The organism is Pseudomonas sp. (genome assembly GCF_028293835.1).
Taxonomy (GTDB): Bacteria; Pseudomonadota; Gammaproteobacteria; order Pseudomonadales; family Pseudomonadaceae; genus Aquipseudomonas.
Genome location: NZ_JAQGNX010000084.1, coordinates 20,559 through 42,722, shown reverse-complemented (window position 1 = coordinate 42,722; position 22,164 = coordinate 20,559). Strand labels below are relative to the sequence as shown.

Sequence of the window (22,164 nt, the reverse complement as noted above, 5' to 3'; positions counted from 1 at the left end):
CGCAGGCAAGCCTGCTCCCACAGGGTAGCACTGTTATTTCAGGGTCACGTGGGAAAAGTCCTGCCGTCCGAACGGACTGACCTGATAACCCTGTACGTCTTTGCGAGTCAGCGCGGCGGCGGTCGGGTGCGCCAACGGCAGCCACAGGGCCTGCTGCTGGATTAGCGTTTGCGCCTGCCGATACAGGTCGATGCGCTGGGCTTGATCACTGGCGGCCTTGCCTGTGGTGATCAGCTTGTCCAGCGTCGGGTCACAGTAGCGCGAGAAATTGGTGCCGGACGTCACCGCCGCGCAGGAAAATTGCGGGGACAAGAAGTTGTCCGGGTCGCCGTTGTCACCGGCCCAGCCCATGAACAACAAGTCATGCTCGCCGGCCTTGGCGCGACGAATCAGTTCGCCCCATTCGATCACCTTGATCTCGGCCTTGATCCCGACCTTGGCCAGGTCGTCCTGCAGCAACTGGGCGCCGGCGCTCGGGTTAGGATTAAGCAGACTGCCAGACGGTCGGGTCCAGATGGTGGTGTTGAAGCCGTCCTTCAGGCCGACTTTGGCCAGCAGTTCACGAGCCTTGGCTGGATCGTGCGAATAGCCGGGCAGGTCTTTGGCGTAACCCCAAGTGTTTGGCGGATAAATGCCGTTGGCCGGTTCAGCTGTGTCTTCAAACACCGCCTTGAGATAAGCCGGCTTATCGAAGGCGAGGTTGATCGCCTGGCGCACTTCAGGCTTGTCCAACGGTGGGTGCTGACTGTTGATCGCCAGGAAAGCCGTCATGAACGCAGCATTTTTGACGACGTTCAGCGCTGGATCCTTGCTGGCAGCCTGAATATCCAGTGGCTTGGGCGACAGGGTGATCTGGCATTCATTCTGCCGAATCTTCTGCAGCCGCACGTTGGCGTCCGGGGTGATGGCGAATACCAAGGCGTCTGCTGCAGGCTTGCCGGCGAAATAATCCGGGTTGGCGGCGTAACGCACCACGGCGTCTTTCTGGAAACGCTTGAACACGAACGGGCCGGTGCCGATCGGCTGGCTGTTGAGTTTTTCCGGGGTGCCAGCCTTGAGCAATTGCGCGGTGTATTCGGCGGAGTAAATCGACGCGAAACCCATGCTCAGGGTCGCGAGGAAGGTCGAGTCCGGGTGTGTCAGAACGAAACGCACCGTGAGTGCGTCAGGTGCTTCGATGCCTTTGATCAACGCCGGCAGTTGCATCGATTGCGCATGCGGGAAGCCGCTTTGGGCGACTTTATGCCACGGGTTGGCCGGGTCGAGCATGCGCTGGAAGCTGAATTGCACGTCTTCGGCGGTCAGGTCGCGCGTCGGATTGAAGTATTCGGTGTGGTGAAACTTCACGCCTGAGCGTAGCTTGAAGTCGTACGTCAGGCCGTCGTCGGAAATTTTCCAGCTCTCGGCCAGACTCGGCACCACCTTGCCGCTTTGCGCGTCGAACTCCACCAGCCGGTTCATCAGCACGTCCGCTGAGGCGTTGGTGGTGGTCAGCGAGTTGTATTGCACGACGTCAAAGCCCTCGGGGCTGGCCTCGGTGCAGACGCTGAGCGTGGTCGCCGCCTGAGCCATCATTGGGCAGAGCAAGGGGGCGAGCAGAAGGGGTAGGGCAGCGAAACGCGTAAGACGCATGGCAATATTCCTGTCAGATAGGGCCCCATCTGCGGGCGCAGTCTGGTAAGGGACTAACCCTAGACTATGCATCGGCGCAGGACAATCGGTCTGGTGCGACGAGTGGTCGATTTCCTGCCGTGGCCCGCAATGACTGAGCCGATGGCCAATAAACAGGCTGCGCGAAAAGGGTTATTTACATGCGTTGTTGTTGCATCGCAGGGTTTCTGGTATAAAGCAGCGCTCTTTTCTAGGGGCCCGGTTCCTTCGTTTGTAGGTGTAGCCGGTAAGACCCCTAAAGAAACGCGGCGCCTGGCGCCAACTGAGAGATTAAGCGGCCAACCCATGCCGGGTTGGGCATGTGGTTTTTAGAGGGCTGAGACATGTCGAGAGTCTGTCAAGTTACCGGTAAGGGTCCGGTGACTGGGAATAACATTTCCCACGCAAACAACAAAACCCGTCGTCGTTTCCTGCCGAACCTGCAGCATCACCGCTTCTGGGTCGAGTCCGAGAATCGTTTCGTGCGTCTGCGCGTATCTGCTAAAGGCATGCGTATCATCGACAAGCGTGGCATTGATGTCATTCTTCTCGAAATCCGTGCCAATGGCGCTAAGGTCTAAGGGAGAAAGTCATGCGTGAATTGATCCGTTTGGTGTCGAGCGCTAACACAGGCCATTTCTACACCACCGATAAGAACAAGCGCACTACTCCGGATAAAATCGAAATCAAAAAATTCGATCCGGTAGCTCGCAAGCACGTGATGTACAAAGAAGCCAAAATCAAGTAATTGATTTTTCCTTCTTACGAAAGAGCCCGCCTGAGAAGGCGGGCTTTTTTGTACCTGAAATTTGTGATTATGTTGAATAAAATGAACGGCAGGTCGCCGTTTCCCCATAAGTGTCAAATATATTGGAAATACCCGGTGCACTTGGTTTAGGGTGATCATTGTTTTTAGCGGATGCCATCCGTATCCAAAAATACAACAGGAGGACACTCGAATGACCACCCTGACTCGTGCTGACTGGGAACAACGCGCCCGCGATCTGAAAATCGAAGGCCGCGCTTACATTAATGGCGAATACACCGCTGCCGTTTCCGGTGCCACTTTCGAATGCCTCAGCCCTGTCGATGGCCGTCTGCTGGCGCAAGTTGCCAGCTGTGATGCCGCTGACGCCCAGCGGGCCGTGGATAGCGCTCGCGCTACCTTTGATTCTGGGGTCTGGTCGCGTTTGGCTCCGGTAAAACGCAAAGCTGCCATGATCCAATTCGCTGCTTTATTGGACGAGCATGTAGAAGAACTGGCGTTGCTCGAAACCCTCGATATGGGTAAGCCCATCAGTGATTCGTTGAACATCGATATTCCAGGTTCGGCTCAGGCCTTGAGATGGAACGGTGAAGCAATCGATAAGATTTACGACGAAGTAGCCGCAACGCCTCATGATCAGTTGGGTCTGGTGACCCGTGAGCCCATCGGTGTGGTCGCGGCCATCGTGCCGTGGAATTTTCCGTTATTGATGGCCTGCTGGAAACTCGGTCCGGCACTGTCTAGCGGTAACTCGGTGATACTCAAGCCATCGGAAAAATCGCCATTGACCGCCATTCGCGTGGCCCAGCTGGCGGTTGAAGCCGGCATCCCGGCAGGCGTGTTTAACGTGTTGCCAGGCTATGGTCACACCGTGGGCAAGGCGCTGGCGTTGCACATGGACGTCGACACCCTGGTATTCACCGGCTCGACCCGCACCGCCAAGCAGTTGCTGATCTATTCCGGCGAGTCGAACATGAAGCGCGTTTGGCTCGAAGCGGGAGGCAAAAGCCCGAATATCGTTTTTGCCGATGCGCCTGACCTGCAGGCGGCAGCCGAGTCGGCCGCCAGCGCAATTGCCTTCAACCAAGGGGAAGTCTGCACCGCCGGCTCCCGCCTGCTGGTCGAACGCTCCATCAAGGATCAGTTTCTGCCGCTGGTGATCGAAGCGTTGAAAGCCTGGAAGCCCGGTAATCCGTTGGACCCGGACACCAACGTCGGGGCGCTGGTCGACACCCAGCAAATGAATACCGTGCTGTCGTACATCGAATCGGGTCACGCCGACGGCGCCACATTGGTCGCAGGCGGTAAGCGCATTATGCAAGAGACGGGCGGTACGTATGTCGAGCCGACCATTTTCGACGGTGTGACCAACGCGATGAAAATCGCCCGAGAAGAAATTTTCGGCCCGGTGCTATCGGTGCTTGCGTTCGATACCGCTGAAGAAGCCATTCAGATCGCCAATGACACGCCGTATGGCCTGGCGGCAGCCGTGTGGACCGCCAACCTGTCGAAAGCTCACCTGACCGCCAAGGCCTTGCGTGCGGGCAGCGTGTGGATCAATCAGTACGATGGCGGTGACATGACCGCACCGTTCGGTGGCTTCAAGCAATCAGGTAATGGCCGCGATAAATCACTGCACGCGTTCGATAAGTACACCGAACTGAAGGCGACCTGGATCAAGTTGTAATCCCGGAACCCCGAGTCAGGCCCTTCGCCAACAAGTTGGCTGCTACAGGCGAAGGCTTTTTATGGATCTAATAAAAAATGCGTTGGGCTACTTATTTTGCTGTCCTGGCTTCGGTGCTGAGCGTCGGCCTGGCCCTGGGTGTCAGCATGCCGCTGGTCTCGCTGCGGCTGGAAACCTGGGGATATGGGGCTTTCGCCATCGGCGTCATGGCGGCGATGCCCGCCATTGGAGTTCTGGCTGGCGCTAGCGTTGCCAGTCGCCTCGCGGCGCATTTCGGCACGCCGCTGCTGATGCGTCTGTGCCTGTGGGGCGGGGCGCTGTCCATTGGTTTGCTCGCCTTGCTACCGAGTTATCCGGTTTGGGTGGTCTTGCGGCTGTTGATCGGGGTGATTCTGACCATCGTATTCATCCTTGGCGAAAGCTGGATCAATCAACTGGTGGTCGAGCGCTGGCGCGGTCGCCTGGTCGCCCTTTACGGCAGCAGTTACGCCCTTAGCCAACTGGCGGGGCCGTTGCTGTTGGGCGTGGTCGGAACGGAGGCCGATTATGGATTTTGGCTGGGCGCCGGGTTGTTAATCGTTTCCCCGTGCTTACTGCTGGGCCGCACTGGCGCTCCCAGCACCGAGGCATGCAACGTGACCTTCAACGACCTGTTCGGGTTTTGTCGAGGGCTACCGGCGATTGCCTGGGCGATTGCGCTGTTCGCCGCATTCGAAGCCATGATCCTGACGCTGCTGCCCATTTATTGCCTGCAACAGGGTTTCACTCCAGAAATCTCGTTGTTCATGGTCAGCACCGTGGTGGTCGGCGATGCATTGTTGCAGCTGCCGATTGGCGCCCTGGCTGACCGGATATCCCGACGAACCCTGTTCTCGGGGTGTGCGCTGATGTTAATGCTGTCGAGCCTGGCCGTGCCGTTGCTCATCGACACGGCATTGATCTGGCCGGTTTGGGTGCTGTTTGGTGCCAGCGCTGGCGGACTGTTTACCCTGTCGCTGATCCTGATCGGCGAGCGCTATCGCGATGACGCGCTGGTGCGTGCCAACGCTCACGTTGCCCAGCTATGGGGTATTGGCTGTTTGTTGGGGCCATTGGCCGCGGGGGCTGGCAGCCAATGGGTTAGCGGTCATGCATTGCCGCTGCTGATGGCGGCAGGCGCGTTAGGTCTGGTGATCCTGTCCCTGCGCCGGGGTGCGTTCGGTGTGCAACCGGCCATGGCCTAGGGGCGAGTGGCGGTCACACGGTTTCGCTCAGCAAGCGCGCTATGGTTGAGCCTACCGTTTTCACAGCGTTTTCAATCTCGGCGGTGGGCTTGGACGCGTAATTCATTCGCAGGCAATTCCGATATTTTCCCGCTGCTGAAAAAATACTGCCTCCCGCCACCTGGATGCCTTGGCCGAGCAACGCGCGGTTCAGGCGTAACGTGTCGAAATCCTCTGGCAGCTCGATCCACAGCATAAAACCACCTTGGGGTCGGCTAACCCGTGTGCCCTGTGGGAAATAGCGCATGACCCAGTCAGTCATTTGATCGCGACTGCGTTGATATTGCCCGCGCATCCGCCGCAAATGCGGTTCGTAATGCCCCTCCTCGAGGAACTCAGCGATGGCCAATTGAGGCTGGGTGGCAGTGCAGCCAGTGCTGATGTACTTCATGTGCAGCACTTGTTCCAAATAACGACCGGGCGCGACCCAGCCAATGCGCACCCCTGGGGCGAGGGTTTTCGAAAACGAACTGCACAGCAGGACGCGGCCATCTTCGTCGTAGGACTTGATCGTCCGCGGTCGCGGGTAGGTGTAGGCCAAGTCGCCGTACACATCGTCTTCAATGATCGCCACGTCATAGCGCTGAGCCAGGGTCAGCAAGGCCTTTTTATGCGCCTCGGGCATGATGTAGCCCAGCGGATTATTGCAATTGGGGGTCAACTGAATGGCTTTAATTGGCCACTGCTCCAACGCCAACTCCAACGCTTCGAGGCTAATGCCGGTGATGGGGTCGGTCGGGATTTCCAGCGCTTTCAAGCCGAAGCCCTTGAGCATCTGCATCACCCCATGGAAGCTCGGTGAATCCACCGCAACGATGTCCCCAGGCTTGCAGATCGCGCGGATGCTGGTGGACAGCGCCTCGCTGCAACCCGTTGTGATCACCAAATCATTGGTCGTGAGCTGGCATCCGGAGTCCAGCAACAATCGAGCTATCTGTTCCCGCAGGCCGTGGGTGCCGTAAATGTTGTCGTAATACAGGCTGGCCATGTCTTGTCGGCGACTGATGGTCGCCAGCGAGCGCAACAATGGCTTCAGCGTTGGGCTGGTGATATCCGGCATGCCACGGCCTAGCTGAATCACGTCCTTGTTCGGCACCACGCGGATCAATTCAAGCACTTGGTCCCACTGGGAAATTTCCACTGGCCGTAGTGCGGGGCGTCCCACGGCGGGCAAGGCAGGGGCTGTGCGGCCTACCGGCACGAAATAGCCCGACTTGGGCTTCGGCGCTGCCAAGCCGTTGTCTTCCAGCAAACGATACGCCTGCTGCACGGTACTCAGGCTTACCCCGTGTTCCAGGCTTAATGCACGCACTGAAGGCAGGCGGTCGCCGGGGCGATAGAAGCCATTTTCGATGCGCTGACCAAGCAGGTCGGCGAGGTTGACGTAGAGGGTCATAGCGTACTCTCGACAGATTACCGTTGCGGTTGACCAGTACAGATTCCAGCAAAATACAGGATTCAGAGCGTCTTACATACATTCTGTATGGAAGAAATTAACATTTTTTGCATCTGTAATGAGTTTGCTTCCTTCGTCATGATTTAGCCATAGGTAAATCGGCAACGGAGGGTAAGAAGATGAACGGGATAAGCGATGTACGGCTGATGCTGCACGGTCAGGAATTGCTGGATGCGCGGGGGCTAGCGATCAATCTGAGCTGCGCGCCAGCGTCCAGCCGCTGGGGTGTTTTCCGCCATCGCTGGGTCACCCGTAAGGTGCTGCTTGAACTGGACGCCGATCAGTTGCGGGACATTGGTATTACCCGGGAGCAGGCCCGTACTGAAGGCTTGAAACCCTTCTGGCGGGTCTGACTAGCCGGCAGATAAATCCGGCTGATCAGCGCAGTTCCTTTAACCTGTGCCACAACATGCCCAGTGCCAAAAGCGGCGAGCGTAGCGCTTTGCCGCCAGGAAAAGTCATGTGTGGCACTTGGGAGAACAGCTCGAACCCACCGCTGTGCTGGCCGCTGATGGCCTCGGCCAGCAGCCGACCGGCCAGGTGCGTAGCGTTCAAGCCATGGCCAGAATAGGCTTGGGCGTAATACACATTGGGATGACCGCTGAGCCGGCCAATCTGTGGCAAGCGATTGGCGCCGATGCCAATCATTCCACCCCATTGGTAGTCGACTCTGGCGCTAGCCAACTGCGGAAACACCTCCACCATTTTCGGTCGCATGTAGGCCGCAATGTCCTTCGGGTCACGTCCCGAGTAATGACAGGCGCCACCGAACAGCAGGCGCCGATCCGCTGAAAGCCGGTAATAATCGACCGTCACTCGTTGGTCGCAGACCGCCATGTTCTGCGGCAACAGCTCATTGGCCTGGGCAAGGCTCAGCGGCTCGGTCGCGATAATGTAGCTGCCAGCAGCCAAGACTTTGCCGCTTAGCTCAGGGTTCAGGTCATTTAGATAGGCATTGCAGCCCAGCACTAGAGTATCGGCGCGCACGGAGCCGCGGGCAGTGTGCACGTGAATGTGCGGGCCGTAATCGATGCGGGTTACCGTGGAGTGCTCATGTATCTGTACGCCCAGCATCTGCGCAACACTCGCCTCGCCAAGCGCCAGGTTCAACGGGTGGAGGTGACCAGAACCCATGTCGACCAAGCCGCCAACGTAACGGTCTGATCCCACCACACGGTGCATTTCGTTTGCTTGGAGCAGCTGCAACTCATGGGCGTAGCCAAGGGCTAGCAATTGCTCAGCCTCTTCGGCCAAGTGAATCAAATCGCGGGGCTTGTTGGCGAGGTCGCAGTAACCCCACGTCAGGTCACACTCGATCTGATACCGCTGTATGCGCTGGCGCACGATGTCTACCGCTTCCAAACCCATTACTTTCAGCTGACGCACGCCCTCGCTGCCGACCACCGAGCTGAATTGTTCCAAACCATGACCGACGCCACGAATCAATTGCCCGCCATTACGCCCGCTGGCGCCCCAACCGATTTTGCGCGCTTCCAGCAAGACCACGCTCAAGCCGCGCTCGGCCAGTTCAATGGCCGTATTCAGCCCGGTAAAGCCGCCGCCCACTACGCAGACGTCAACCTTCAATTCGCCCGCCAGTGCCGGATGATCCGGCTGCGCATGGCTACTGGCGGCGTAATACGAGGCGGTGTGCGGGTCGCTGGCAAGCGGCTGCTGAACGCGGGCGTTCATGTTGTTTTTCCTGTTTGTGATGTTTGGAAATCTTGACGCAGCATAGGCGTCAGCGCTGGCGACGATCAAGGTTCGGCTCGGTGGCGCTGTCCCATGGGGCTCAAGTGAGGCAAAATCCCGCCTGATGTTTCTTTCGGTAATCGCTTCGATGAGCTGCAACAGCCAGAAAATTCGCTTTCTTCGCCAGCAGATCCCGTCATTCGAATGCGTGCCGGGGTGCCACGATTGCTGTGGGCCGGTGACGACGTCATCCGAGGAAATGTCTCGTCTGCCGCGCAAGACTGCCGCCGAGCAAGAGGCCGCGATGGACGAATTGAACTGTGTGCACCTGGGTCCCAATGGTTGCACGGTGTATGAAGAGCGTCCGCTTATTTGCCGGCTGTTCGGTACAACACCAACCTTGCCATGCCCCAACGGCCGCCGCCCGGTGGAGATGATTCATCCCCGCACCGAGAAGATGGTGCATGAGTACATCGCCAGTACCCGTCAGGTTTTAGTCTGAACGCTGCGGGATTTACTCAGGAATTGGCAGACTCAAGCTTTCCTTCACTTCTTCCATGACGATGTAGCTCTTGGATTCGCGCACGTGGGGAAGTTTAAGCAGGATGTCGCCGAGCAATTTACGGTACGACGCCATCTCTGAAATCCGTGCTTTTACCAAGTAATCGAAGTCGCCGGACACCAGGTGGCACTCCAGCACATGGGGTAATTTCAGCACGGCGCGACGGAATTCTTCGAAGGTATCGCCTGACTTGTAATCCAGGCTGATTTCAACGAAAACCAACAGGCTTGCCTTAAGGGCTTGGGGATTCAGGCGGGCGTTATAGCCCATGATGATCCCTTCACGCTCAAGCCTGCGCACCCGCTCGGTACACGGCGTGGTGGACAATCCCACGCGCTCCCCCAGCTCGGTAAATGAGATTCGGCCGTCCCCTTGAAGGATGCGCAAAATATTGCGATCGATTTTGTCCAGCTCACGTTTGGTCTGGTGCTGAGTCCGCATGTGAAACCTCCTCTACGAAAGGCGTTATTGCCGAGAATTATCGCCAAATATAGGTGTTTATATAGTGAAAGGCACTGCCCATTGGTTTTTATACTGGGCATATCTTTGCTCTTAAGCATAAACGTCAGCGGATATCCGCGATTGGGGGATTTATCATGCGAGTTCTGGTCCTTGGTAGCGGTGTGATCGGTACGACGACCGCCTATTATCTGGCTCGCGCCGGGTTCCAGGTGACTGTGGTCGATCGCCAGCCCGCGGCGGCCATGGAAACCAGTTTCGCCAATGCCGGACAAGTCTCTCCTGGCTATGCATCGCCATGGGCGGCCCCAGGCGTACCGCTTAAGGCCATTAAATGGTTGCTGCAGCGCCACGCGCCACTGGCAATCAAGGCCACTGCCAACATCGACCAATACCTGTGGATGGCGCAGATGCTGCGCAACTGCACGGCCAGCCGTTATGCCGTGAACAAAGAGCGCATGGTGCGTCTGTCCGAATACAGCCGTGATTGCCTGGATGAACTGCGTATCGAAACCGGCATTGCCTACGAAGGCCGCAGCCTCGGTACGACCCAATTGTTTCGCACCCAAGAGCAACTGGATAACGCCGCAAAAGACATTGCCGTCCTGCAGCAGTCTGGCGTGCCCTACGAACTGCTCGACCGCGCGGGCATTGCTCGGGTTGAACCGGCACTGGCGGGCGTGACCAATATCCTCGCCGGGGCATTGCGTCTGCCGAACGATCAGACCGGTGATTGCCAGCTGTTCACCACTCGCCTGGCCGAAATGGCCATTAAGTTGGGCGTTGAATTCCGTTTCGGTCAGTCCATTGAGCGGCTGGACTTCGCCGGCGCCCGAATCAATGGCGTGTGGATCGATGGCAAGCTGGAAACCGCTGATCGCTATGTGCTGGCACTGGGCAGTTATTCGCCACAATTGCTCAAGCCGTTGGGAATTCGTGCTCCGGTGTATCCGCTTAAAGGCTACTCGCTGACGGTGCCGATCACTAACCCGGCCATGGCACCAACATCGACCATTCTCGACGAAACGTACAAGGTCGCGATCACCCGTTTCGACAACCGCATTCGTGTGGGCGGCATGGCGGAAATTGCCGGTTTCGATCTGACGCTCAACCCTCATCGGCGCGAAACGCTGGAGATGATCGTCGGCGACCTTTATCCTCAGGGCGGTGATGTGGCGCAAGCCAGTTTCTGGACCGGCCTGCGCCCAACGACGCCCGACGGTACGCCGATTGTTGGCGCCACACCGTTCAGCAACCTGTTCCTCAATACCGGCCACGGCACACTTGGCTGGACCATGGCTTGCGGCTCGGGTCGTTTGTTGGCTGATTTGATAGCCCTCAAAACACCTCAGATCAGCGCTGAAGGCCTCGATATATCTCGCTACGGTAAAACCCGGGAGATCGTAAAACATGGCAATCCTGCGCCAGCTCATCAATGACCGCATGAGTCAGATCGTCGTCCACAACGGCACCGTGTATTTGGCCGGGCAAGTGGCCGATGACATGACCGGCGACATCGAGCAGCAAACCCGCGAGGCATTGGCCAACATCGAGCGCTTGCTGGATTTGGCGGGTACCGATACCTCACGGATTCTCTCTGTGACTATCTACCTGAAAGACATCGATGCGGATTTCGCCGGAATGAACAGCGTTTGGGACAAGTGGTTGCCAAAGGGTAACGCACCGACTCGCGCCACCGTTGAGTCGAAGCTGTGCGAGCCAGAGATCCTGGTCGAACTGTCAGTGGTTGCAGCGCTGCCTTAATTCATTAAGTAAATGCTCTGTAGGAGCCAACGTGTTGGCGAGCTTTTTTGGCGGTGTCAGATACGCCGCTCGCCAACAGGTTGGCTCCCTACAGGTTATCTCTACTCACCTCAGAATCCCGCCGCCATGCGTCCAGCCCGCGCTTTGATCGATCTGCAAGCCCTGCGTCATAACTATCAGCTAGCCCGCCAAACCAGCGGTGCCAAAGCGCTCGCGGTGATCAAGGCCGATGCCTACGGCCATGGCGCCGTGCGCTGTGCCCAAGCGCTGGAAGCCGAGGCCGATGGATTTGCCGTGGCGTGCATCGAAGAGGCGCTGGAGCTGCGCGAGGCGGGGATTCGGGCACCTGTTTTGCTGCTGGAGGGATTTTTCGAGGCCAGCGAGCTGCCACTGATCGTCGAGCACGATTTTTGGTGTGTGGTGCATTCCCTGTGGCAACTCGAGGCCATCGAGCAAGCCAGCATCGCCAAACCGCTAACGGTCTGGCTAAAGCTGGATTCGGGCATGCACCGGGTCGGCCTGCACCCCGCCGACTACATGCCCGGTTACCAGCGCCTGCTCAGCAGTGGAAAGGTCGCGCATGTCGTGCTGATGACCCACTTCGCCCGGGCCGACGAACTGGACTCCACGCGTAGCGACGAACAAGTGGCGATATTCACAGCCGCTACCCAAGGGCTGAATGCGCCGATCAGTTTGCGTAACTCGCCAGCGGTAATGGGTTGGCCAACCATCCCAAGCGATTGGGTGCGCCCCGGTATTTTGCTGTACGGCGCTACGCCATTCGATCAGCCGCAAAGCGTGGCCGCTCATCTGCAGCCGGTCATGACCCTGGAATCGAAAGTCATCTGCGTGCGCGATTTGCCTGCTGGCGAGCCTATTGGTTATGGCGGTGGGTTTGTCACGGATCGGCCGATGCGTGTCGGCGTAGTGGCCTTGGGTTATGCGGATGGTTACCCGCGTCACGCGCCCACAGGCACTCCGGTTGCCATTGACGGCGCGCCGAGCCGTCTGCTCGGTCGTGTGTCCATGGACATGTTATGCGTAGACTTGACCGATGTGCCTCAGGCGGGGCTTGGCAGCCAAGTCGAATTGTGGGGTAAAAATGTGCTGGCCAGCGACGTTGCCGCCCACGCCGGAACCATTCCCTATCAGATTTTTTGTAACCTGCGCCGCGTTCCGAGGCTCTATTACGGCGTCTGACCGGCAGCGATTCGCCGGTGCTGTCCCTCTGTTGATTTCCCCCCGATAAGCGGATGGGACTTTCACCAATTGGTTAGCGGTCGAAGTGTTGTAAATACTGAACGCTATGGCCATCATGACGTTCATTTCGACCACACCTGACCAATAGGGGGACTCCAGCATTGGACGTCGGTGAACGACTGCAATCCATTCGCAAACTCAAAGGTCTGTCCCAACGTGAGCTCGCCAAGCGAGCGGGCGTGACCAACAGCACTATTTCCATGATCGAGAAGAACAGCGTCAGCCCATCGATCAGTTCTCTGAGGAAAGTGCTGGGCGGCATACCGATGTCCATGGTCGAGTTCTTTTCAGAAGAACCGGAGCAGGAAAACCCGACCCAGGTGGTTTACAAGGCCAGCGAGCTGATCGACATTTCCGACGGTGCTGTCACCATGAAACTGGTGGGCAAGGCGCACCCAAGTCGGGCTATCGCATTTCTCAGTGAGATCTATCCTCCAGGTGCAGACACCGGGGATGAAATGCTCGTTCATGAAGGCGAAGAAACCGGAATCATGCTTGAGGGCCGGTTGGAGCTGGTAGTAGGTGCCGAGACGTTCATCCTCGAGGCGGGCGACAGCTATTATTTCGAAAGCACCAAGCCCCATCGCTTCCGTAACCCGTTCGACGAACCGGCGCGACTAATTAGCGCAGCGACGCCGGCGAATTTTTGAATTAAATTACACCCTGTAACGAGAGGCGCGCTTCTCGGACAGAAGCCTGTAGCGTCCATCCCAAGGCCTGAGTTCCGATAATGTCCCCTGCGACTATGGGGTTGTTTCGGAGCTGCCGGCTAACCGTTATACTTGCGTCCGCCCCGAAGCTGTGGACTGGGGCGTGACTAGTCACCATGAGGGTGTAAGCGTGAACCTAATTAATAAGATACTGGCAGTACCCGCCGTCGTATTGGCCCTTTGGGCCGTTGCCGCCCAAGCTACGGTCACTGACGATATTGCCAAACGTCTGGAGCCAGTAGGACAAGTCTGCGTTCAAGGCAAGGAATGCGCAGGGATGGACGTTGCTGCATCGGCTGGCGCTGGCGGCGGGGCAAAAACCCCGGACGACATCATTGCCGGTCACTGCAACGCCTGCCACGGCACCGGTCTGCTGGGTTCGCCGAAAATCGGTGATGCGGCTGACTGGGGCAAGCGCGCCAAAGAACAAGGCGGCCTTGATGGCCTCTTGGCAAAAGCCATCACCGGGGTCAACGCGATGCCGCCTAAAGGCACCTGCGCTGATTGCTCTGATGCAGAGCTGAAAGCCACTATCTCGCAAATGTCTGGTCTGAAATAATTCAGTTCGACAAAAAAGTCGGCCTCGGGCCGGCTTTTTTTTGCGCGGCTTTCCGTCTGAAACCCCTTCAAGCGCGCTCCTGCAGTGGCGAGTTTGCTGCGCGACAGCGCGCAATCCCCTTATAGATGTTTACCAATGAATGAATCGCGGCTCTGTCCTTTGCAGTAAACACCCGGCAAGCTCGGTCCAACCTGAAATCAAGGATGTACCGGGAGGGTTAAATGCCGCAGTCACGCTCCGCTGAACATGCTGTCCAACACGCCGTCGACCAAGTACTCGCGCAACTGCCCGCCCACATCCACATGGGCCTGCCCCTGGGATTGGGCAAACCCAATCTGTTCGTCAACGCGTTGTACGCACGGGTCCGGCAACTGCCCGAGCGGCAACTGACAATTTATACCGCGTTGTGCCTTGGGCGTCCGGAGATAGGCGAGGGGTTGCAGGGCCGCTTTCTTGGACCTTTCGTCGACCAGGTGTTCGGTGATTATCCAGAGCTGGATTTTCTCGCTGCTCTGCACCGCGACAGTTTGCCGTCGAACATTCGTGTCCAGCAGTTCTTCATGCTGCCGGGCAGCTTGCTCAACAGCCACGCCGCGCAGCAGGACTACGTCAGCAGTAATTACAGCCATGCCGCGCGCGACATTAATGCCAACGGCTTGAATCTGGTGGCGCAGCTGGTGGCTCGCGATCCACTGCGCACTGGCCGCGTAAGTTTAAGTTGCAACCCCGACGTGACCCTCGACTTGTTGCCAATGATTGCCAAACGCAGGGCGGCCGGTGAGACCATCCTGTTGCTCGGTCAAATTCATGCCGACCTGCCGTACATGCCCGGCGATGCAGAACTCGACGTGGGTGATTTCGACCTGTTGCTGGAGGACGAAGACCACAGCACGTTATTTTCCACACCCAACATGCCGGTGGGTTTTCAGGACCATTTCATTGGTTTGCACACCAGCACCCTGGTGCGCGACGGCGGCACGTTGCAGATTGGCATTGGGTCCATGGGCGATGCGTTGACCGCAGCATTGCTGGCTCGACACGCGGATAATGGTAGCTACCGGAGCCTGCTCGACGCGTTGGACGCCACCCCCTCTTGGCAAGGGTTGGTCGAGCGTGAGGGAGGTATGCAACCGTTCGTTCAAGGCGTGTATGGATGCAGTGAGATGTTCGTCAATGGTTTGTTGGTGTTGGTCGATGCCGGTATCGTGCGGCGCAAGGTGTATGCCGATATCGACCTCCAGCGCCAGGCTAACGCCGGCACCCTGGACGAGACGTTACACCCCGACGGAGTCATGGTTCACGGTGGGTTTTTCCTCGGACCGCGCAGTTTTTACCAGCGCCTGGGCGAGTTCTCCATGGCGCAGAAAAGCCGTTTCAACATGACGGCAATCAGTTACATCAACGAGCTGTACGGCAACGAAGAGCTCAAGCGCCTACAGCGTCGCGATGCGCGCTTCGTTAACAGCGCGTTCAAAATGACCTTGATGGGGGCGGCCGTCGCCGATCAGTTGGAAGACGGGCGCGTGGTCAGCGGTGTTGGTGGTCAATACAATTTCGTCGCTCAAGCCCATGCGCTGGAGGGCGCGCGCTCGGTGCTGATGTTGCGCAGCTGGCGGGAGTCCGGTGGCGATGTCAGTTCCAATATCGTTTGGGAGTACGGCCATACCACCATTCCCCGGCACTTGCGCGACATCGTGGTCACCGAATATGGCGTCGCGGATTTGCGCGGAAAGACCGACGCGAATGTGATTGAGGCACTGCTGAACATCAGCGATTCACGCTTTCAAACCGGCTTGATCGAACAGGCGCAGAAAGTTGGCAAACTGCCCGCTGATTTTAGACTGGACCCGCGCTGTACCGACAACACCCCCGAGCGACTCCAGGCGTCGCAGGCACGGTATGCACATCTCTTTCCGGAGTACCCGCTGGGGTGTGATTTCAGCGCTGAAGAAAAGGACTTGCTGCGCGCGCTGAACTGGCTGAAAAGCAAATTCAAACTGACCGAGATTGTGCAACTGGGCAAGGCGACGCTGGACGCGCCAGAGCCCGGCGCATACCCCGCCCACCTTGCGCGCATGCAACTGGCAGAGCCACAGGGTTTGAAGGAGGAGCTGTTTCAGAGATTGCTTCTGGCGGGGTTGCAGGCTACAGATTCAGCTATGTGAGATACCGTCTCGCCAACAAGTTGGCTCCTACAGATTATTTTTAAGTCAATAAGTTAAGCGTTGTTTGATAAGAGCCAACGTTTTGGCGAGAGGTCCTTCAGCTCACTCCAAAAACGTAACCACTCCGCCCGTCAACGACTTGACCCTGGCCAAGGACTCGACGCGATAGCCCTGGGCATCCAGTTCAGCGCGGCCGCCCTGGAAGGATTTCTCGATCACGATGCCGATACCAGCAACGCTGGCGCCGGCCTGTTTGATGATTGAAATCAGCGCCTGGGAAGCTTTGCCGTTGGCCAGAAAGTCATCAATGATCAGCACGCGGTCGCTGCTGGTCAGGTGCCGAGGCGAGATCGCGACGGTGCTTTCCACTTGCTTGGTGAACGAATACACCGTCGCCGACAGCAGGTTTTCCGTGAGGGTCAATGACTGATGCTTACGCGCAAAAATCACCGGCACGCCCAGTTTCAGCCCGGTCATAACCGCCGGGGCAATGCCCGACGCTTCGATGGTGACGATTTTGGTGATGCCCGAATCAGCGAACAGCGTGGCGAACTCATTGCCTATCAGCTGCATCAGCGCCGGGTCGATCTGATGGTTTAAAAACGCGTCCACCTTCAGTACGTGGTCTGAAAGGACGATGCCCTCGTCACGAATTTTCTGATGCAGTGCTTCCACGATGTTTCCTCAGGCGGCGCGAATGCGCGCAGTAATTAATCAAGATTCAGCGTTTGAGCATGGCGCGGATATCGGCCAGTGCTGTGTTGCCGCGAACGGCTTTTACTTCCACTGGCGTGTCGTCGTTGCCTTCCCAGGCGAGGTCATCGGGCGGTAACTCATCAAGAAAGCGGCTCGGCGCACAATCGATGATTTCGCCGTATTGTTTGCGCTTGGCGGCAAACGTGAAGGCTAGAGTTTCCCGTGCACGGGTGATGCCGACGTACGCCAGACGGCGTTCTTCTTCAACGGTATCGGCTTCGATACTGGAACGGTGCGGCAGGATTTCTTCTTCCATGCCCATGATGAACACGTATGGAAATTCCAATCCTTTGGACGCGTGCAACGTCATCATCTGCACGCCCTCGGCGTTGTCCTCTTCCTCCTGCTGACGCTCGAGCATGTCACGCAAGACCAGCTTGCCGATGGCCTCCTCGATGGTCATGCCGCCTTCTTCGTCTTTTTCCAGGGTGTTCTTCAGCGCCTCGATCAGAAACCAGACGTTTGACATCCGGTAGTCAGCGGCCTTTTCGCTGGAGCTGTTCTGCCGCAGCCAGTTCTCGTAGTCGATGTCCATGACCATGCTGCGCAATGCCGCGATTGGGTCGTTTTGCGCACATTGCTGACGAACACCGTCCATCCAGCGCTTGAAGCGTTGCAAACGGTCGGTGTAGCGACTGTCCAAGTGTTCGCCCAAACCGATTTCGTCGGTGGCGGCGTACATCGAAATCTTGCGCTCGGTGGAGTAGTTGCCGAGCTTTTCCAGGGTCGTCGAGCCGATTTCCCGGCGTGGGACGTTGATCACGCGCAAGAAGGCGTTGTCATCATCGGGGTTCACCAGCAATCGAAAGTAAGCCATCAGGTCTTTCACTTCCTGACGTCCGAAAAAGCTGTTGCCGCCCGATAATCGATAGGGAATCTGGTGGTGCTGGAGCTTGAGCTCGATGAGTTTGGCCTGATAGTTACCGCGATACAGGATGGCAAAGTCGCTGTAAGGCCGGTCAGTGCGCAGGTGCAGAGTCAGCAGTTCGACGGCCACCCGTTCGGCTTCCGCATCTTCGTTGCGGCAGCGAATCACGCGGATTTCGTCACCGTGACCCATGTCGCTCCACAGTTGCTTTTCAAACGCGTGGGGATTGTTCGATATCAACACGTTGGCGCAACGCAGGATGCGACTGGTGGAGCGATAGTTCTGCTCCAGCATGACCACTTTCAGCGACGGGTAATCGTCCTTCAGCAGCATCAGGTTTTCGGGCCGTGCACCGCGCCAGGCGTAAATCGACTGGTCGTCGTCGCCCACTACGGTAAATTGATGACGGGTACCGATCAGCAGCTTCACCAGCAAGTATTGGCTGGCGTTTGTGTCTTGGTATTCATCCACCAGCAAGTAGCGAACCTTGTTCTGCCACTTTTCAAGAATGTCGGCGTGCTCCTGGAACAGCTTCACCGGCACCAGAATAAGGTCGTCAAAGTCTACGGCGTTATACGCTTTGAGCGTGCGCTGATAATGGGTGTAGACGATAGCGGCAGTTTGTTCCTTGGGGTTGCGTGCGTTCTCCAGGGCTTGGGCTGGCATGATCAATTCGTTTTTCCACGAACCAATCATGTTTTTGATCTCGTCGACTCCATCGTCGCCCGAATACTCTTTTTGCATGATGTCGGTCATCAAGGATTTGACGTCCGTCTCATCAAAAATCGAGAAGCCGGGTTTGTAGCCCAACCGCGCATATTCCTTGCGGATGATATTCATGCCAAGGTTGTGAAACGTAGAAACGGTCAGGCCGCGGCCTTCGCCCGCTTTCAACAAGGTGCCGACGCGCTCTTTCATTTCCCGCGCGGCTTTGTTGGTAAATGTCATGGCGACGATGTGCTGCGCCCGTATGCCGCAATTCTGGATCAAATGCGCGATTTTGCGGGTGATCACGCTGGTTTTGCCGGAGCCTGCACCGGCGAGCACCAAAAGAGGGCCGCCGACATAGTTCACGGCTTCTTGTTGCCGGGGATTGAGTCGGGACATGACGAAAAGGGGTCGCTTGAGAAGTAGCCGGGCATTTTAACAGGATCAAACATTTGTGCGGTCATCGTCTGACACTGTGACGTAGCACGCGATCTAAATTTGCCCGTTTTGTTACTTTCGCGCAGGATGCGCATTGAATGGCTCCTGAACCAGGAATTATCCGCTGTTTCACCAACGATTTTTAGTGAGTCTAGGGAGCGAGCTTGTCAACGCCTGTCCAACCCTTGCGTTTGCTGCTACTGGCCTCAGAGCCAGAGTGGCCGGCTTTGTTGCGCGAGTGCCTGGCTCCTTTGGGGGACACAGTAACGCTGGTCTGCGCCCCGAGTTGGGAGGACGTCAGCAGCCTGTTCGATGACGGAAGAAATGCGGTATTGATGACCACACCCCAATTACAGCCTGCGCCGGGACGCTGTAAGTTGCCGGTGATTATGCTGCTCGACGACGAGCCGTCAGGCCCTCCAGACGGCGTAAGTGATTGGTTGGTGCGCAGTGCTCTTAACGGCGACACGGTTCGCCGTTGCTTGCGGCACGTGCGCGAACGCGGTGTGCTGGAAAACACCCTGCAGCGCTTGGCCGAGCAAGACCCGCTGACCGGTATTGCCAATCGGCAGGGTTTCCAGACCTTGTTGGCCGCTCGTTTGGCCGACAACGACGGGCGCGGTCTGGCTCTTGGGCACCTGGACCTGGATAACTTTCGCCACGCCAACGATGCTTTGGGTCACCAGGCCGGCGACCGATTGATCCTGCAAGTGGTCTCGCGGCTTAAAAGCCAGCTTGAGGCCGGCGATCAGTTGGCGCGACTGGGCAGTGATGAGTTTGCTTTGCTGATCGACACCCGCCGCGCCCCACAACGCGCGGAATGGATGGCCGAACGCATTATCGAAGCCATGGCCGAGCCGTATTGGGTCGATGGCGAAAGTCTGCTGATTGGTTGCAGCCTGGGTATCGCTCACGCACGCGCTCAGGCTGGCGCTGATCCGTTGATGTGGCATGCACACATCGCCATGCAGCAAGCCAAAAGCACTCAGGGCTGTACCTTTCATATCTTCAATGAGCGAATCAACCGCAACGCGCGAAGCCTGGCCGACCTGGAAACGGAACTGCGAAAGGCCTTGCGCCGTGATGAGCTGGAGCTGCATTACCAGCCACGCTTGTCGTTGGGCGATGGTCGTATTGTTGGCCTGGAGGCGTTGGTTCGCTGGCGTCATGCCGAACGCGGTTTGTTGCCACCCAGCGAGTTCGTGCCGTTGGCCGAGCAAAGCGGCTTGATCGTACCACTGGGTTACTGGGTCATTTCACGTGCGCTGCGTGACATGCAAGACCTGCGCGAACGCGGGATTCCTGCCCTGCACATGGCGGTCAATCTGTCGTTCCGCCAATTTCAGGACAGTCAGTTACTTTCCACCTTGAGCCGACTGATCGCCGAACGCGGAGTCGACGCGCGCTGGCTGGAATTTGAATTGACCGAAACAGCGGTGATGCGCCGCAGTGATTTGGTCAAGCAAACCATGGATGCGTTGGGCCGTCTGGGCGTCAGGTTTTCCCTGGATGACTTCGGTACCGGATTTTCGTCGTTCGTGCACCTCAATAGCCTGCCGATCGCTTTGCTCAAAGTCGATAAAAGCTTCGTCGGGGGTATGGAGCTGCGCGAAGAGAACCGCAAGCTGGTTCATGCCATGATCAACCTGGCGCACAACCTCAGCCTCGAAGTCGTAGCCGAAGGTGTCGAGACCCCGGAACAGCTGGCGTTGCTGCGCGACTTCGGCTGTGATCAGGTTCAAGGCTTCCTGATCAGCAAGCCGCTGCCGCTAAATGAGTTGGTGGAGTATTTAACCTTCGGCCAGCATGAAAAGGTCGGTCAAGTGCAAGCCATCTAGAATCACCTGCTGTAGGAGCCAACGTGTTGGCGAGGGCGGCAACGCGGTAATCCGGATAAACCGCGCCACTTTCAGGCCAATACCGCCTCACGCTCCGGCGCTTGGCGCAACAGGCGTGAGGTTTTGCGTTCGAAGGCCACGATCAGCGCCGATGCCGCGCACGCCAGGCCCAGTGCCAACCCCCACCACACGCCAGTTGCTCCGCCGTTGGCGTAAAAGCCAAAGGTCCACGCCGCAGGTGCGCCCACCAGCCAATAGCAAGCAAGGCCAATCATGAACGTGGTCTTGGCGTCTTTGAACCCGCGGATCGCACCCATGGCCAGCGTCTGAGCGCCGTCGAACAATTCGAACCATGCAGCGATCGCCAGCAATTTCACGGTGAGTTCGATTACTTCGCGGTTGGCCGGGTTGGCGGAGTCCAGAAACAGGCCGGCTACGAAGTAGGGCGCCAGCCAGAACAGCAGCCCAAAGCCCAGCATCATCAATGAGCCAAACGCGATACCCACACGCCCGGCCAGGCGCGCTTGCTGAAGATTGCCGGCCCCATAATGGGCACCGATGCGCATGGTCATCGCATAGGAAATCCCCACCGGAATCATGAACGCCATCGATACCGATTGCAGGGCAATCTGGTGCGCAGCCATTTGTGAGCGACCCATGGCGCCCATGCAAAACGCCGCAAATGTGAACAGGCCGATTTCGACCGCATAGGTCCCGCCAATGGGTAATCCCAAACGCCATAACTCTTTCAGGTACGTGAGCGAAGGGCTCATCAGGCCTTGGCAGATAGGATAACGAGCGTAAGCAGAATGCCGATGAATGTGCAGCGCCAACAGCAAGGCCATGCCGTTGGCCACCAGTGCGGTGACCAAACCGATGCCCATCAACCCCAAGTGCGGCAAGCCAAACAAGCCATGTATCAGCGCATAGTTGAAGCAGAAGTTCGCAACCACGCCGCCAATACTGATAACCATGACCGGTCCTGCACGTCCCAAGGCACTGGTGAACCCGCGCAACACCATAAAGCTCAACAAACCGGGGAGGGCGAGGGGAAGAGTGAGCAGGAATTCACCTGCTATGTGTACGTTCGATGGGGTCTGGCCAAGCCGGAGCAAGATCGGCTCAAGGTTCCACAGCAGCGTGGCCGCGATCAGCGCCATGCCCCACGCCAGCCACAGCCCGTTTTGAGCCAGACGAACCACGCCGAGCAGATCGCCCGCTCCGTGACGTATCGCCACAAGCGTCCCAACGGCAGCGATAACGCCCACGCAAAAGAACGCAATCAAGTTATAGCTCGCCACGCCCAGCCCGCCGCCCGCCAAGGCATCGGGGCCTAAGTGTCCCATCATCACGGTGTCGGTAAATACCATGAGCATGTGCGCCATCTGCGATGCAATCAGCGGCCCGGCCAAGCGCAGGATAGTCCTGAGCTCATTTATCCAAGGGGCTTTGATAGCGGCAGATTGCATGGAGATGCTCGGTGTAAGGGTTTTCTGAGTCGTTGATTCTCGGCGCTTAACGAACTAGACACAAAGGGATAAAACCGATGCGTGGCATGAGTAAA

The 22,164-nt window shown here is 57.6% G+C and carries 20 protein-coding genes; 13 read left to right on the top strand and 7 right to left on the bottom strand.

What is annotated here, in order from left to right:
- Positions 1-33 precede the first annotated feature (33 nt).
- Positions 34-1,632, bottom strand: a complete 1,599-nt coding sequence (locus JWR17_RS10600) for an ABC transporter substrate-binding protein (RefSeq protein ID WP_299830931.1) — start codon at positions 1,630-1,632, stop codon at positions 34-36.
- A gap of 362 nt (positions 1,633-1,994) precedes the next feature.
- Between JWR17_RS10600 and rpmB the strand changes: the two genes are divergently transcribed.
- The 4 genes from rpmB (at position 1,995) to JWR17_RS10580 (ending at position 5,326) form a co-directional block, all read left to right on the top strand.
- On the top strand, positions 1,995-2,231 hold the full coding sequence (rpmB, locus tag JWR17_RS10595) for a 50S ribosomal protein L28 (RefSeq protein ID WP_219063049.1): 237 nt from the start codon (positions 1,995-1,997) through the stop codon (positions 2,229-2,231).
- 11 nt (positions 2,232-2,242) lie between these two features.
- Positions 2,243-2,398 (top strand): 50S ribosomal protein L33, encoded by a 156-nt coding sequence (gene rpmG, locus JWR17_RS10590; protein WP_297835398.1) that lies wholly within the window; start codon positions 2,243-2,245, stop codon positions 2,396-2,398.
- Positions 2,399-2,609: 211 nt separating this feature from the next.
- Positions 2,610-4,103 carry an aldehyde dehydrogenase gene (locus JWR17_RS10585; protein WP_299830929.1) on the top strand — a complete coding sequence of 498 codons (1,494 nt, stop codon included), beginning with the start codon at positions 2,610-2,612 and terminating at the stop codon, positions 4,101-4,103.
- A gap of 77 nt (positions 4,104-4,180) precedes the next feature.
- The gene (locus JWR17_RS10580; RefSeq protein ID WP_299830927.1) at positions 4,181-5,326 is read left to right on the top strand and encodes an MFS transporter; all 1,146 of its coding nucleotides are present in this window, start codon (positions 4,181-4,183) and stop codon (positions 5,324-5,326) included.
- A 13-nt stretch (positions 5,327-5,339) separates the two neighbouring features.
- Here the strand turns inward: JWR17_RS10580 and JWR17_RS10575 are convergent, their stop codons facing one another.
- The gene (locus JWR17_RS10575; protein ID WP_299830925.1) at positions 5,340-6,761 is read right to left on the bottom strand and encodes a PLP-dependent aminotransferase family protein; all 1,422 of its coding nucleotides are present in this window, start codon (positions 6,759-6,761) and stop codon (positions 5,340-5,342) included.
- 179 nt (positions 6,762-6,940) lie between these two features.
- On the opposite strand from JWR17_RS10575, the gene JWR17_RS10570 reads away from it, so the two are divergent.
- Positions 6,941-7,174, top strand: a complete 234-nt coding sequence (locus JWR17_RS10570) for a DUF1127 domain-containing protein (protein ID WP_299830923.1) — start codon at positions 6,941-6,943, stop codon at positions 7,172-7,174.
- Positions 7,175-7,199: 25 nt separating this feature from the next.
- Here JWR17_RS10570 and JWR17_RS10565 read toward each other — a convergent pair whose 3' ends face one another.
- On the bottom strand, positions 7,200-8,513 hold the full coding sequence (locus JWR17_RS10565; protein ID WP_299830921.1) for an FAD-binding oxidoreductase: 1,314 nt from the start codon (positions 8,511-8,513) through the stop codon (positions 7,200-7,202).
- 148 nt (positions 8,514-8,661) lie between these two features.
- On the opposite strand from JWR17_RS10565, the gene JWR17_RS10560 reads away from it, so the two are divergent.
- Positions 8,662-9,015: a YkgJ family cysteine cluster protein gene (locus JWR17_RS10560; protein ID WP_299830937.1), complete on the top strand. Its 354-nt coding sequence runs from the start codon at positions 8,662-8,664 to the stop codon at positions 9,013-9,015.
- Between the two features lie 12 nt (positions 9,016-9,027).
- Here JWR17_RS10560 and JWR17_RS10555 read toward each other — a convergent pair whose 3' ends face one another.
- Positions 9,028-9,516 carry an Lrp/AsnC ligand binding domain-containing protein gene (locus JWR17_RS10555; RefSeq protein WP_299830919.1) on the bottom strand — a complete coding sequence of 163 codons (489 nt, stop codon included), beginning with the start codon at positions 9,514-9,516 and terminating at the stop codon, positions 9,028-9,030.
- Between the two features lie 155 nt (positions 9,517-9,671).
- On the opposite strand from JWR17_RS10555, the gene dadA reads away from it, so the two are divergent.
- From dadA to JWR17_RS10525, 6 genes are all read left to right on the top strand, one after another.
- Positions 9,672-10,973, top strand: a complete 1,302-nt coding sequence (dadA, locus tag JWR17_RS10550) for a D-amino acid dehydrogenase (RefSeq protein ID WP_299830917.1) — start codon at positions 9,672-9,674, stop codon at positions 10,971-10,973.
- Positions 10,945-11,298 (top strand): RidA family protein, encoded by a 354-nt coding sequence (locus JWR17_RS10545; protein ID WP_299830915.1) that lies wholly within the window; start codon positions 10,945-10,947, stop codon positions 11,296-11,298. Before dadA ends, JWR17_RS10545 begins: the two co-directional genes overlap by 29 nt.
- Positions 11,299-11,424: 126 nt before the next feature.
- Positions 11,425-12,498, top strand: coding sequence for an alanine racemase (gene alr, locus JWR17_RS10540; protein WP_299830913.1), 1,074 nt, complete (start codon positions 11,425-11,427; stop codon positions 12,496-12,498).
- A gap of 161 nt (positions 12,499-12,659) precedes the next feature.
- Complete coding sequence (locus JWR17_RS10535) at positions 12,660-13,208, top strand: cupin domain-containing protein (RefSeq protein ID WP_299830911.1); 549 nt, start codon at positions 12,660-12,662, stop codon at positions 13,206-13,208.
- 190 nt (positions 13,209-13,398) lie between these two features.
- Positions 13,399-13,827 carry a c-type cytochrome gene (locus JWR17_RS10530; protein WP_299830909.1) on the top strand — a complete coding sequence of 143 codons (429 nt, stop codon included), beginning with the start codon at positions 13,399-13,401 and terminating at the stop codon, positions 13,825-13,827.
- Positions 13,828-14,048: 221 nt separating this feature from the next.
- Positions 14,049-15,992 carry an acetyl-CoA hydrolase/transferase C-terminal domain-containing protein gene (locus tag JWR17_RS10525; protein WP_299830907.1) on the top strand — a complete coding sequence of 648 codons (1,944 nt, stop codon included), beginning with the start codon at positions 14,049-14,051 and terminating at the stop codon, positions 15,990-15,992.
- A gap of 102 nt (positions 15,993-16,094) precedes the next feature.
- On the opposite strand, the gene JWR17_RS10520 is transcribed toward JWR17_RS10525, so the two are convergent.
- Complete coding sequence (locus JWR17_RS10520) at positions 16,095-16,667, bottom strand: xanthine phosphoribosyltransferase (RefSeq protein WP_299830905.1); 573 nt, start codon at positions 16,665-16,667, stop codon at positions 16,095-16,097.
- 46 nt (positions 16,668-16,713) lie between these two features.
- Entirely contained in the window at positions 16,714-18,723 is a 2,010-nt protein-coding gene (gene rep, locus JWR17_RS10515) for a DNA helicase Rep (protein ID WP_297839002.1), read from the bottom strand.
- A 203-nt stretch (positions 18,724-18,926) separates the two neighbouring features.
- Between rep and JWR17_RS10510 the strand changes: the two genes are divergently transcribed.
- Positions 18,927-20,600, top strand: a complete 1,674-nt coding sequence (locus tag JWR17_RS10510; protein WP_299830903.1) for a bifunctional diguanylate cyclase/phosphodiesterase — start codon at positions 18,927-18,929, stop codon at positions 20,598-20,600.
- A 71-nt stretch (positions 20,601-20,671) separates the two neighbouring features.
- On the opposite strand, the gene JWR17_RS10505 is transcribed toward JWR17_RS10510, so the two are convergent.
- On the bottom strand, positions 20,672-22,069 hold the full coding sequence (locus JWR17_RS10505; protein WP_299830901.1) for a NorM family multidrug efflux MATE transporter: 1,398 nt from the start codon (positions 22,067-22,069) through the stop codon (positions 20,672-20,674).
- Positions 22,070-22,164 lie beyond the last annotated feature (95 nt).